This window comes from Allosphingosinicella sp. (genome assembly GCF_036387615.1).
GTDB lineage: Bacteria > Pseudomonadota > Alphaproteobacteria > Sphingomonadales > Sphingomonadaceae > Allosphingosinicella.
The window spans coordinates 21,451-34,156 of the sequence record NZ_DASVTH010000061.1 but is presented as its reverse complement, the minus strand read 5'-3'; the positions used below and the strand labels follow the sequence as shown (position 1 = coordinate 34,156).

General features: G+C 66.1%; 12 protein-coding genes. 4 read left to right on the top strand and 8 right to left on the bottom strand.

The features are described from left to right. Window positions 1-165: 165 nt before the first annotated feature. Window positions 166-1,983, bottom strand: a complete 1,818-nt coding sequence (lepA, locus tag VF631_RS13310) for a translation elongation factor 4 (RefSeq protein ID WP_431850800.1) — start codon at window positions 1,981-1,983, stop codon at window positions 166-168. Between the two features lie 63 nt (window positions 1,984-2,046). Then, the gene (locus VF631_RS13305; RefSeq protein ID WP_431850799.1) at window positions 2,047-2,232 is read right to left on the bottom strand and encodes a hypothetical protein; all 186 of its coding nucleotides are present in this window, start codon (window positions 2,230-2,232) and stop codon (window positions 2,047-2,049) included. A gap of 9 nt (window positions 2,233-2,241) precedes the next feature. Between VF631_RS13305 and VF631_RS13300 the strand changes: the two genes are divergently transcribed. Further along, window positions 2,242-3,015, top strand: coding sequence for a CsgG/HfaB family protein (locus VF631_RS13300; RefSeq protein ID WP_431850798.1), 774 nt, complete (start codon window positions 2,242-2,244; stop codon window positions 3,013-3,015). Between the two features lie 39 nt (window positions 3,016-3,054). Here VF631_RS13300 and VF631_RS13295 read toward each other — a convergent pair whose 3' ends face one another. After that, complete coding sequence (locus VF631_RS13295; RefSeq protein ID WP_431850797.1) at window positions 3,055-3,753, bottom strand: hypothetical protein; 699 nt, start codon at window positions 3,751-3,753, stop codon at window positions 3,055-3,057. On the opposite strand from VF631_RS13295, the gene VF631_RS13290 reads away from it, so the two are divergent. Together VF631_RS13290 and VF631_RS13285 are read left to right on the top strand one after the other, a co-directional pair. Then, complete coding sequence (locus VF631_RS13290; protein ID WP_431850796.1) at window positions 3,752-4,711, top strand: YncE family protein; 960 nt, start codon at window positions 3,752-3,754, stop codon at window positions 4,709-4,711. The two genes, VF631_RS13295 and VF631_RS13290, sit on opposite strands and share 2 nt — an antisense overlap. A 69-nt stretch (window positions 4,712-4,780) precedes the next feature. Beyond that, a complete protein-coding gene (locus VF631_RS13285; protein WP_431850795.1) occupies window positions 4,781-4,972 on the top strand; it encodes a hypothetical protein in 192 nt (63 codons plus the stop codon). 30 nt (window positions 4,973-5,002) lie between these two features. Here the strand turns inward: VF631_RS13285 and VF631_RS13280 are convergent, their stop codons facing one another. From VF631_RS13280 to VF631_RS13260, 5 genes are all read right to left on the bottom strand, one after another. Beyond that, window positions 5,003-5,815 carry a TadE/TadG family type IV pilus assembly protein gene (locus tag VF631_RS13280; RefSeq protein WP_431850794.1) on the bottom strand — a complete coding sequence of 271 codons (813 nt, stop codon included), beginning with the start codon at window positions 5,813-5,815 and terminating at the stop codon, window positions 5,003-5,005. Further along, window positions 5,815-6,306 (bottom strand): TadE/TadG family type IV pilus assembly protein, encoded by a 492-nt coding sequence (locus VF631_RS13275; RefSeq protein WP_431850793.1) that lies wholly within the window; start codon window positions 6,304-6,306, stop codon window positions 5,815-5,817. The genes VF631_RS13280 and VF631_RS13275 overlap by 1 nt, the downstream gene beginning before the upstream one ends. Window positions 6,307-6,311: 5 nt before the next feature. Continuing rightward, window positions 6,312-7,556: a pilus assembly protein TadG-related protein gene (locus VF631_RS13270; RefSeq protein WP_431850792.1), complete on the bottom strand. Its 1,245-nt coding sequence runs from the start codon at window positions 7,554-7,556 to the stop codon at window positions 6,312-6,314. 126 nt (window positions 7,557-7,682) lie between these two features. Continuing rightward, window positions 7,683-9,437 carry a type I secretion system permease/ATPase gene (locus VF631_RS13265; RefSeq protein ID WP_431850791.1) on the bottom strand — a complete coding sequence of 585 codons (1,755 nt, stop codon included), beginning with the start codon at window positions 9,435-9,437 and terminating at the stop codon, window positions 7,683-7,685. Window positions 9,438-9,514: 77 nt separating this feature from the next. Next, entirely contained in the window at window positions 9,515-12,181 is a 2,667-nt protein-coding gene (locus VF631_RS13260; protein ID WP_431850790.1) for a TonB-dependent receptor plug domain-containing protein, read from the bottom strand. Window positions 12,182-12,330: 149 nt separating this feature from the next. Here VF631_RS13260 and VF631_RS13255 point away from each other — a divergent pair, with 149 nt between their 5' ends. Beyond that, entirely contained in the window at window positions 12,331-12,660 is a 330-nt protein-coding gene (locus VF631_RS13255) for a polyhydroxyalkanoic acid system family protein (RefSeq protein ID WP_431850789.1), read from the top strand. The last annotated feature ends 46 nt before the right edge of the window (window positions 12,661-12,706 follow it).

Below are 12,706 nucleotides of genomic sequence, written 5' to 3'. Positions count from 1 at the left end.
TGAAACCTACTCCGCCCCATCCGCATCGCCGCAATCGACGCCTCGCTCGGTACCTGCACGCTCATATTCTCGCATCCGCTTCTTCCCATGAGGGCGGCTTCCCCGATCCCCCGGATCGAGAGTCCGCCCTCATTTCGTGCTCGTCCAGCAGGCGGAAAAGGAAGGCTACTCCTCACCCATCCTGAGCGCCGCAATAAACGCCTCCTGCGGGATGCTCACGCTCCCATATTCCCGCATCCGCTTCTTTCCCTCCTTCTGCTTGTCCAGCAGCTTCCGCTTGCGCGAAATATCCCCCCCATAGCATTTCGCCGTGACGTCCTTCCTCAGCGCCGCGATCGTCTCTCTCGCGATGACCTTGCCGCCGATCGCGGCCTGGATCGGGATCTTGAAGAGGTGGCGGGGGATGAGGTCCTTGAGGCGCTCGCACATGCCGCGGCCGCGGGCCTCGGCGGTGCCGCGGTGGACGATCATGCTGAGCGCGTCGACCGGCTCGTTATTGACCAGGATGCTCATCTTGACGAGGTCGCCCTCGCGATAGCCGATCTGGTGATAATCGAAGCTGGCATAGCCGCGGCTGATGCTCTTCAGCCGGTCGTAGAAGTCGAACACCACTTCGTTGAGCGGCAGCTCGTAGGTGAGCTGGGCGCGGCCGGCGACATAGGTCAGGTTCTTCTGGATGCCGCGGCGATCCTGGCAGAGCTTGAGGATGGGGCCGAGATATTCGTCGGGCACGTAGACGGTCGCCTCGATCCACGGCTCCTCGATGTCCGCGATCCGGTTCGGATCCGGCATGTCGGCGGGATTGTGGAGCTCGATCAGGCTGTTGCCGTCGGGATTGGGGTGGGTGAGGTGGATGCGGTAGACGACGCTCGGCGCGGTGGTGATGAGATCGAGATCATATTCGCGAGTGAGCCGCTCCTGGATGATCTCGAGGTGGAGGAGGCCCAGGAAGCCGCAGCGGAAGCCGAAGCCGAGCGCGGCCGAGGTCTCCATCTCGAAGCTGAAGCTGGCGTCGTTGAGGCGGAGCTTGGAGATCGACTCGCGGAGTTTCTCGAAGTCGTTGGCGTCGACCGGGAACAGGCCGCAGAAGACCACCGGCTGGACTTCCTTGAAGCCGGGCAGGGCTTCCAGGGCGGGCTTCTTCACATCGGTGATGGTGTCGCCGACGCGGGTTTCCGAGATGTCCTTGATCTGGGCGGTGATGAAGCCGATCTCGCCGGGGCCGAGTTCGGGCAATTGCTCGATCTTGGGGCGGAAGGCGCCGACGCGGTCGACCAGGTGCTCGGTGCCGCCGGCCATGAACTTGACGTTCTGGCCCTTGCGGATCGCGCCGTCGATGACGCGGATCAGGATGACGACGCCGAGATAGGGGTCGTACCAGCTGTCGACGAGCATCGCCTTCAATGGCGCCGTGCGGTCTCCGGTGGGGGGCGGGATGCGGGTGACGATCGCCTCCAGCACCTCGTCGATGCCGATGCCGGATTTGGCGGAGGTGAGCACCGCGTCGTCGGCAGGGAGGCCGACGATATCCTCGATCTCCTTGCGGACCTTGTCGGGCTCGGCCGCGGGCAGGTCGATCTTGTTGATGACGGGCACGATCTCGTGGTCGTGCTCGATCGACTGGTAGACGTTGGCGAGCGTCTGCGCCTCCACCCCCTGAGCCGCGTCTACGACGAGCAGCGCGCCCTCGCACGCGGCCAGGCTGCGCGAGACTTCGTAGGCGAAGTCGACATGCCCCGGCGTGTCCATGAGGTTCAGGACATAATCGAGCCCGTCCTGCGCGCGGTAGTCGAGCCGCACCGTTTGCGCCTTGATGGTGATCCCGCGTTCTTTCTCGATGTCCATGTTGTCGAGCACCTGGCTCGACATCTCGCGGTCGGTCAGCCCCCCCGTCCGCTGGATCAGGCGGTCGGCAAGCGTCGACTTCCCATGATCGATATGCGCGATGATGGAAAAATTACGTATCCGTGAAAGCTCAGTCATTTCGCTCAATTTCGGGGGTGTTTCGCGGCGCCGTAGCAGAGGGGGCGGGTGCGGCCAACCGGGTCAGGCATCCAAGTGACGGCCGCGGCTGAAGCCGGTTTCGTCGACGAAGCTGCGGCGCCCGTCGCGCCGGCGGCGACTCCGCCGCAGGATCGGACGCGCCGAACGCAGCCGGCGGGCGAGGGAGAGGAGGGCGGCGTAGCGGGCCGCCATGCCTGGCAAGGAGCCGGGCGCCACTCTTTCGTCCATGGGGGACTTATGAAGAAGCTCGCTGTTCTCGCCGCCGCCGCTGCGGCGCTGGTTATCTCCGCCTCGCCGGCCGCGGCGCAGGGCAAATCGTCCGGCCGCAAGGCGCAGGAGCGGGGCGTTGCCGAAATCCCGGTCTGCGCCAAGAAGCTCGGCACGATCTCGATCGTCGAGCCCGACAATAATTGGTGGCAGGCGATGGGCCTGGGCAGCCCGGAGGCGGTGCTGAAGCTGTTCGTGATGAAGTCGGGCTGCTTCAGCCTGGTCGACCGCAACAAGGGCCTGGCCAGCCGCAACATCGAACGCGCGCTGGCCGACAATGGCGAGCTGCAGGGCGGCTCCAACATCGGCCGCGGCCAGGTCAAGGCCGCGGACTATTTCATCGTGCCGGACATCGTTTCGAAGAACGAGCGGTCGGGTGGCGGCGGCCTCGGCGGCGTGCTGGGCGGTCTCGGCCGCGGGCTTGGCGGTTTCGGTGCGATCGCGGGCAACATCAGCGTCAACAAGAAGGAAGCCAATGTGCTGCTGACTTTGGTCAACAGCCGCACCACCGAGCAGGAGCGAATGACCGAGGGCTATGCCCGCAAGTCCGACTGGAGCTTCGGCGGCGGCGCCGGCGGCTTCTGGGGCGGCGGCTTCGGCGGGATCGCCGGCGGCGGCTACCAGGACACCGACATCGGCCAGGTGCTCGTGCTCGCCTATCTCGACGCCTACAAGGACATGGTGACGCAGCTCGGCGGGCTGCCGGCCAATCCGAGCGCGGCCGCCCCGCAGGCGACGCGCTGAGGCCTGAGCCCTCCCCCCCCTTGCGGGGGGAGGGTTGGCCTAAATCCCAGTCACGCAGGGGCTGGTCGCGCCCTTGCCGTCGGGGCCCCATTTGCGGAAGCCTTTGGAATCGATGTGGAAGCGCCGGCCCTGATAGAAGCCGAGGCCGACATCGTAGCCGGCTCCGCGCCAGGCGTGGATCGCGCACAGGCTGCGGATCATGCCGGCGCGGCCGATCGGCTTCAGCGGCACGAGGTCGACCGCGAAGAAACGGCGGTGGGCGCTTTCCTTCGCGCCGCCGGAGCAGGCGTTGAGCTCGGGATTGCGATAGCCGGACATGGCCTCGACATCGCCGACCACCGGCTCGACATGGAGTTTGATGAAGCGCAAAGTCCGCGCGACGTTGTTCCACTCGGTGAAGGGGGCGACTTCGAAGCGTGGACCATTGCACTCGCGCCAGCGGCTGGCGGTGCGGACGAGTTGCCAGGTCGGCAGCACGCCATCCACCTCGCGCATCTCCAGGAACTGCTTGAAGGCGAGCAGCTGCGCGCGGGCGGCGGGCTCGCGGGCGAGCCATGCATGGTAATCCGCCTTGCTCTGCCCTTCTGCCTGCTCCTGCGCGGCGCCCGGGCGAGCAAGCGCAAGCGCAGCCACCACCGCCAGCGCGACGGCGCGGCCCGCCCGCCGGGAGCGGCGCGGAGAACTTGCCTGTGGACGCGGGCGGCCTAGCATAGCCTTGTCAACGAGGGAGACGGGCATGCGGTTCAAGCTGGGTGGAGCATTGCTGGCTTTGGCGCTCGCCTGCGGCGCGGCGGCGGCGCAGACATTGCTGGTCGGCAACAAGGGCGAGGACACGCTGAGCTTCATCGACCTGCGCACCGGCAAGGAGCTGGCGCGCGTCCCGACCGGCCGGATGCCGCACGAAATCGCCGTTTCTCCGGACGGGCGGCAAGCTGCGGTGGTTGCTTACGGCGGGTCGAGCATCGACATCTTCGATGTGCGGCGGCGCAGCAAGCTTCGCACGGTCGAGCTCGCGCCCAATCAGGGGCCGCACGGGCTGGTCTGGTTGCCGGACGGGCGGCTGGTCGCCACCACCGAGCGCAGCCAGAGCCTGACGGTGATCGACACCCGGCGGCGAGATGCCGTGTCGGCCGTGCCGACCGGGCAGGCCGGCACGCACATGGTCGCGGTCTCGCCGGACAGGAGCCGCGCCTACACCGCGAACATCGCGGCCGGCACCGTGTCGGTGATCGACCTGCCTGCCGGCGCCAAGCTGCGGGACCTGGCGGTGGGCGGAAAGCCGGAAGGGATCGCGCTGGCCCGCGCTGGCGGCGAACTCTGGGTCGCCGATCTCGACGGCGCGCGGGTGCAGGCGTTCGACACCCGGACGTTCGCGAAACTTGCCGAGGTTAAGACAGGGCCGGTGCCGATCCGTGTCGCGGCGAGCCCGGACGGGCGCTGGATCGTCACCTCCAACCTGGGCAGCGGCAGCCTGACGGTGATCGACGCCCGCGCCCGCAAGGCGGTCCGCGAAGTGCAGGTCAGCGGCAGCGATGCGGCGCAGCAGGTCACCATCCTGTTTTCAGCCGACGGCAAGCGGATCTACGCCGCCGAGACCGGGCGGAACGAGGTGGCCGAGGTCGAGTTCGCGTCCGGCAGGGTGTTGCGCCGATTCAAGTCCGGCAAGCAAGGAGATGGGCTGGCGATCGCGCCATGATCGTTTCGCGAGCACCCGGAACTCCCGCGACAGGAAGCCGTTGGCCGGCGACGCATTAGGGAGCGCTAAGTGGTTGAAGTTCCACCGCCGAGTCGACGTGGCCGCGGCTGCAACATGGTCATGCTGCTGCTCCTCCTCGCCTTGATCGCGGGACTGGCGGCCTGGGCTTTCCTGCGCAACCCGCCGAGCGAGCCGTCGGCCGCCGGAACGGCGATCCCCAAGGCTTTGCCGGGCGGGGGCGGGAACACGGCCCAGCCCTGACTATTGCGGTTCAGGCGAAGGGCGGGCCGCTTACTTGCCCTTGACCTTGTCCGAACCCTTGCCGTTGCCGCTGCTGCCATTGTTGCCGCTGCTGCCGTTGTTGCCACTGCTGGACGAACTGGTGCTGGTCGAGCTGGTGCTCGTTGAGCTGGTGCTTCCACTGCTGGTCGTGGTCGATCCACCGCTGGTGGAGCTGGCTGAGCTGGTCGTGCTTCCTCCACTCGTTGTGCTCGTCCCGCCGCTGGTTGTGCCGCCCGTGCTTGTGCTCGTCGTCCCGCCGGTGTCGCCGCTGCTGGTGCTGGTTGTCCCGCCGGTGGTTGTCCCTCCGCTGGTCGTGCCGCCTCCGGTGGTGGTGCCGCCGCCGCTGCTCGTGCCGCCGCCAGAGCCGCCAGCGCCGCCGCCGGTCGGTGTTCCGGCTGCGTCGCAGGTGAGTGCACCCGCCGTACCGCCCTGGAGAAAGACTCTGCGCTCATGCTCCAGCGTCACCGCTGGCGTTTGATAGAAGATGAAGTTCAGCGGAACATTGTAGCTCCATCTGATCACGGCGGCACAAACGCCTCCGTCGTCTTCATAAGTGATGAGGGGATCCCCAACCAGATAATTGGGATCGAGCCCGTATTTCGCGTTGTTGACCGACTCCTTGATCGTGGCGTCGGTCGGGCGCGGGAAGATCATCGCAACCCGAGCACCTTCCCCCACCGCATGCTGGAGGCCGGTGTTGGCGAAGAAGAGCACGCCCATCTGGGCGGCCCCGATCATGATCGAGAACAGGACCGGCGCTATCATCGCGAACTCGACTGCGGAGGCGCCGCGCTGATCGGTGTGGAGGGACAGGAGCTTCATCACTGGATCCTCACGGCTGCTTCTACCGTCATGGTCACTTCGCCATTGGCGTCGGTGAGAGGATAGACATGGGCGAGCTTCAGCATAGGCACATACTTGCCGACGATCTCGAGCTGGATGTAGCGCGCGACCATTTCACCTGGCGGACACACGATGTTGTAGGCCTCCTTCACCACGCGGTTGCACTCCACCCAGCGGGTAAGCGTTACAGCCGACTCCGGCACACCCGCGGCGGCGGCCGCCTCTGCCTTCAGCGGGCCGAAGTCGATCTCGTTCGCATCCTTGTCGGCAGCAAGCGTCATCGAATTGGCGAGTTCGATCGTGCGGTGGGCGGCCTGCTGCAACGCGTAACGCTCCGACAGGCCGCGGCCGAGGTCAATGCATCCGGCGAGCAGGAGCACGAGAAACGGCGCGACCAAGCCGAGTTCGACGATCGTCAAGCCGCGCTCATCGTTGAACAGACGGCGCAGGCGCTGAGGGGGGAGATGCATCAGGACTACTCCACAAGCCGGACGAGCCGGCGACGGAAGTTGCCGTTGTTCGGACCATCGGCGCACGTATTGGCGAGATCGAAGGTGCCCCGGAACGTCAGCTTCTGGGCGACCATCTGCAGGCAATTGGAAGTGATGCTGGCGTTCCCGTTGAACCAGAGGTCGGCCGAGGGGAAGTAGTAGCCGCCCGTGTAAACAGCGTCGGCGCCGCCGTTCATCTTGATTTCGACAAAATCCGCACGGCGATCCCGGTAGAAGGTGATGCCCTTGTAGGTGCCGCTTTGCGATGGCTTGATCTGGATGCTGGCCTGCGCGTTCATCTTGATGTCGCCGGCCTTGCCGCTCGGCCCGGTCATGATGACGGTCGCGCCTTCGACACCGTCAACGGCAACCGTCTTGACCGTACCGTGGAAGGTTGAGTCGCCGCCGTAAATGTAGTGGGTTCCCGGCCCGAGCAGCAGCGTTTCACCATTGCCGACGTTCCAGGACGCGTAGCAGCTGCCCCCCGGGATGATCTCGCCGACTGGCGCGTTGCCGGTACAGTCCTTCCCTTCGGGCTTCTCAGGATCGGGCAGATAGCCGTAGGGATCCGCTTGCGGCGCCGTGTAGGGCAGCAAGACCGTCTCACCTTCGAAATTCTGCGTGCCGCCGTTCAGGCCTCCGACTGCGCCAACCGGGCTCGCGGTGACGGACGAACTGCCACTGGCCGTAACGGCCTCGCTGGACCGGCTGTTGGCGATCATCCCGCACCCCAAAGTCACGGTGGCGTTGCCGCTGATGTCGATCCCGGTGTCGGGGCCGCTGTAAAGCGACACCATGCAATAATTGCCCGCGGTCACGATCGCGGCGGTCGCGTCGGCGGCGATGGTGGTCGGCGTGTTCGTGAAGATGTTGGCGAAGGGCAGGGTCCGCTGGGATGTGAGCGCGACCCTTACCGTCTGCTGGAAGCCCGACGCCGGGGCGATAACCACCGTCTGATTAGTAATCGGCGGATGCGGATTCTCGTCGAGGTCGTCGTCGACGGCTTGTTCCACCTGGCCGTTGCTGCCGTTCTGCGTCAGCGTATAGGCGCCGGCGATCGCCGCGGAATCCACAGACCGCTGCAGCTGCCGTTTCCACAAGGCGATCTGCGTTGCGTCGATCGCGAGCGCGGCCGATCCCATCAGCAGCGGCATCATCGCGGCGCAGATCGCCATTACGTTGCCGGACTCGTGGTGCTGTAGGCGGCTGAGGAATTTCGAAACGCTCATCTCAAACCCTCACAGGAAATCGGCACTGGGCCGTTGTGAGCCGGTTTAGAGAAGTCGTCGTTTACGGCTTGTTAGAGGAAGTGGTGAACGGGAAGTTTGCCCTGTTCCGCGGGGCGTCGCAGCCGCTTAGCTTTTGGACGGCGCCTGTGCGGCCTCGGCCGTGGCGACGCTCGCCGCGATCTTCTTGGGCGGTTCCGTTCCCGTCAGCTTGCGCAGCACCTCGTCGCGGGGGCCGAAGGCCAGCGCCCGACCGTCGCGCATGTAGAGGATCGAGCCGACCACCGCGAGGATGGTCTGGCGATGGGCGACCAGCACCACGACCGCGCCGCGCTTGCGGGCCGAGTTGACGGCCTCGGCGAGGGCGGTCTCGCCCTCGGCGTCGAGATTGGAATTGGGCTCGTCGAGGACGATCAGGAACGGATCGCCATAGAGCGCCCGGGCAAGGGCGATGCGCTGGCGCTGGCCGGCGGACAGGTTCGAGCCGTCGTTCCCGACTTGCGATTCGTAGCCGTCGGGCAGGCGCACGATGAGATCGTGCACGCCGGCGAGCTTGGCGGCCGCGGTGATCGCTTCCGACGGCGCGGCCGGATCGAAGCGGGCAATGTTCTGCGCCACAGTGCCGTCGAGCAGCTCAACATTCTGCGGCAGGTAACCGATATGCTTGCCAAGATCGTCGCCCGCCCACTGGTCCAGCGTCGCCCCGTCGAGCCGCACGCTCCCCCTGATCGGCCGCCAAATCCCGCAGATCCCGCGCACCAGGGTGGATTTGCCGGAGCCGCTCGGCCCGATCACCGCAATCGCCTCGCCGGCCTTGGCCGCGAAGGTCACGCCGTCGACGGTCAGCTTGTTGGCGCCCGGGGGTGCGAGCGAGAGTGCTTCCACCGAAAGAGTGGCGGTGGGCGGCGGCAGGATATGCTGGACGTCGTCGTCCGGCATCTGGCCGAGCATCTCCTGGAGCCGGGCCCAGCTTTGCCGTGCGGCCACGAAGCCCTTCCAGTTTGCGATCGCGACTTCAACCGGCGCCAGCGCACGCGCGGCAAGGATCGCGCTGGCGAAGATAATGCCGCCCGTGGCCTGGTTGTTGATCACGAGCAGCGCGCCGACCGCGAGCACCAGAGACTGCAGCAGGAGCCTCAGGATCTTGCTGCTGCCGCCGAGCGTGCCCGCGACGTTGGTGAGCTTCTGCTGTGCGGCCAGGCTCTGGTCGCTCATATAGACCCAGGTCTGGTTGAGCCGGCCGCCCATGCCCATCGCCTGCACGACCTCGGCGTGGCGGCGGGTCGATTCCGCGACCGCCTGGCGCTGCGCGTTGAGCGCCGTCGCCTGCTTGCTCGGCTCCTTGGTCATCCGCTCGGTCGCGAAGGTGAGCGCGATCAGGATCAGCGCGCCCACCAGGACGGTGATCCCCAGCCAGTAATGAAGCAGGAACAGGATCAGGATGAAGAAGAACATCCAAGGCAGGTCGATCAGCGCGGACGGACCGGCGCCGGACAGGAAGGAGCGGACGCTGTCGAGGTCGCGCACCGGCTGCAGGCCATCGCCCGGCATCTTCATCCTGAGCGCCATCTTTCCGATCAATTGATGGATGCGCGAACCGAGGCCGCGATCGACCGTGGCGCCGATCTGGGCGAGCATGCGGCCGCGGATCACGTCCAGCACGCCCTGGAACAGGTAGACGACGATCAGCATGATCAGCAGCCCGCCCAGCGTCGGCACGCTGCGGCTGGGCAGGACCGTGTCATAGACCAGCATCATGAAGATGGAGCCGCCGAGCACCAGGATGTTCAGCACGGCGCTCAGGATCGCGACTGCGATGAAAGCAGCGCGCGACTGGGCCAGGATTCGCTTCAGTTCTGACTTAGCGCCTTCGGGGCTCGCCATCGTCTGGCCCTTGTTATCCGGTCGGACCCGCCTGATGGGGCAGCATCGCCCAAAGGGCAAGCCGCCCCATCAGGCGATCAGAAGCGCACCGCCGAGCGCAGGTAGATGTAGCGGCCGTTGAAGCCGAAGGGTGAAAAGGCCGAGAACGGCGCGACATAATTGGTCGCCGGATAGGCGCGGGCCGCATTCGTCACCGGGTCGGTGCCGAGACCGGTCGGGACCTTGGTCGGGTAGACGTCGAACACGTTGTTGGCGCCGATCGCGAACTCGACCTTGTCCAGAGCCTGGGCGCGGATCTCGAAATCGGTGACCCACTTGGCCTCGAGCTCGACGTCGCCGAACTGGTCGGTGCCGGCCGCCAGCACCTTGCCGTAGCGATTGGTGCGTGCGGTGAAGCCGAGCCACTGCCAGTCGTAATCGAGCCCGAAGTTGATCTTGGTCCTGGGCTGGCCCTGCGTAAGCCGGATCGACTCCTGACGCCCGAACAGCACGAGGTTGGGTATGTTGGCGAGCGGACCCGGAGCGGCCAGCACATCCTGAATCTTGGTCTTGTTGTAGTTGAAGCCGGCCGTCAGCGACACGCGGCCGAGATCGCCCAGGCTGGTGCGATAAGTCGCCACCGCATCGACGCCGCGGGTGCGGGTATCGATGCCGTTCACGAAGAAGCGCGCAGCGTTGGTGGTGTTGAAGCCGGCCTGGTCCAGGATGCGGGCGATGGAGCGGCCCGGATCGGTGGCGGTCGCGCTGCGGTTGGCGGTCAGGTTGTCGGTCACCACGATGCGATCGTCGATTTCGACCTGGTAGGCGTCGATCGTGACGCTGAGCCCCCGCAGCATGGTGAAGACGAGCCCTGCCGAGTAGGATACCGACGTCTCGGGATCGAGAGGCGTCGCGCCGAGCGAGATCGCGATCGGGTTGTCGACCGGAAGCGTCACGGTTTCGAGCAGCACGCCGCCCACATTGTTGGTCGCCTGGGCGGCGAAGAATTGCTGCTGGAGCGAGGGCGCGCGGAAGCCGGTGGAGGCGGCGCCGCGCAGCGCGATGCCTTCGACTGGCTCAAAGCGGGCCGCGATCTTGCCGTTGATGTCGGAGCCGAAATCGGAATAATCCTCGTACCGGCCGGCGACCTGAAGGGTGAAAGCCTCCGTCACGTCGGCGTCCAGCTCGACGTAGGCGGAGACGTTGTCGCGGCTGCGCTCACCCGCGACGTCCTGACCGCCGATCACCGGGGCGAAACCCGGGAACCCTTGGGCGCCGAGCGGCTGCAGAGCGATACCGCCGCTGCCGTAGCTCGCCGGCTCGCCAGGACGGATACGGAAGCGTTCCTTGCGATATTCGACGCCCGCAGAGGCGGTCAGGCTCTTCAAGAAGCCGATCGCGAGGTCCTTGCTGACGTCTAGGTTGATGAGGTCCTGACCATAGCGAAGCCCGCCGGAGTCGAAGCCGGTCGGCGATGCCGCACCGAATGAGCGGTTAAGCGTGTTGGAGATGAAGAAATCGAACTCGTTGCGGGCGTGGCTGCCGGACAGATCGTAGCGGAAGCCGTTGCCGACCTCGCCGCGGACGCCGGCCACGATCGAGTAATCCTCAAGGTCGGTATTGATCAGCGGCAAGAACCCGTTCGGGTAAATGGCAGGCACGTTGCGCGCATCGCTGGCCAGGCGGTAGAAAGCACCGCTCTGACCCTGCCGGCCGCCATAGGTGATGAAGCTGTAGAGTTCGACGGCGTCGCCGATCGGCAGGCCGGCGTTCGCGAACAGCTTCAGGTCCTTGGTCCCAGCGTCGCCGTAGCGGTGGCTGAATCGATCGAAATCGAACTCCCGCGGATCGACGTTGCCGCCGATGCGAGCATATTGGCGCCGCGGATCGAAGCCGGTGCGGTTGGTCGGATTGCGGTCCTGATATTCGGCCGAGATGTTGAGGTGGCCCTCGGCGCCCAGCGGCACGCCGACGATTCCGGCGAGCGTGATCGTCCTGCCGTCCGAACGCTTGAGGTCACGGCCGGTGGTGGTGGTCTGGAAGATGTCGCCGTTGCCGTTGCGGTTGGCATCGGGGCCGAGCAGCGGCTGGCCATTGGGCCCGAGCGCCAGTCCGGTGAATTCCTCGATGCCCTCGACCCGGGTTTCATAGCGGCCGACATTGACGGTGAAGCGCCCGCCTTCGCTGCGGTCGGACAGCTGGAAGTTGATCACGCCCGCGATCGCATCCGAGCCATATTGTGCGGCGGCGCCGTCGCGCAGCACTTCGACCCGGCTCAGCGCTATGGTCGGGATGAGGTTTATGTCGACCGCCGCCGATCCGCGGCCGACCGAGCCGTTGATGTTGAGGAGCGCAGTCGTGTGGCGGCGCTTGCCGTTGACGAGCACCAAAGTCTGGTCGGGCGACAGGCCACGCAGGCTGGCGGGACGAACCACGTCCGTGCCGTCGGTGATCGAGGGCTGCGGGAAGTTGAACGACGGTATCTGCTCGCGAAGCAGCCGGTTGGTGTCGGTGAACCCGCTCTGCGTCAGCGCCTCGGCGGAGATGACGTCGATCGGCACCGGGCTGTCGGCGACCACGCGGTCGGTCCGGCGCGTGCCGGTGACGATGATCGTCTCCTGCGGCACGACGTCCTGCTCGGTCGTCTCGACCGCATCCAGAGCCGGATCGGCGGGATCGGCGTTCGTCTCCTGCGCGGCCGCGGGCGCGCAGAGCGCGAACGTCGACAGGGTCGAGAGCAGCAGCAGCTTGGTGATCTTGGTCATGGCATGTTCCCCATGCGGCTCTCCCCCGGGCCGCTCCCACTGGGAGAGTAGGTTTTTTCAGAGAAGTTAAAATAGGTTGGTCCCGAACCGGCGACGATTGCGTGACACTGTTGTTGCCGGGCCACATGCCGGGCCGCTAAAGCCGGACCATGAACAAGCCTTTCATAGTCGACATGCCGCACAAGCTTGGCCGGGATGAGGCCAAGCGCCGGATGCAGAACGGGATCGGCAAACTGCCCGAGCATATTCCGGGCGGCGCCGCCAAGGTGGAGTCGCGATGGGAGGGCGACCGGCTCCATCTTCACGTGGTGGCGATGGGCCAGACGGTCAGCGGCACGCTCGACGTCCAGGAGAGCAAGGTTCATGTCGAGCTCATGCTGCCGCCGCTGCTCGCGATGATGGCGGGCCCGCTTGAGAAATACCTTCGCTCCAAGGGGGGTGAGATGCTGGAGGACAAGAGCGGCGGGAAAAGCGGCTGAGCGATTTGCCCGGCGCGCGCGTGCCCGCTAGCATCCGAAAGGGACA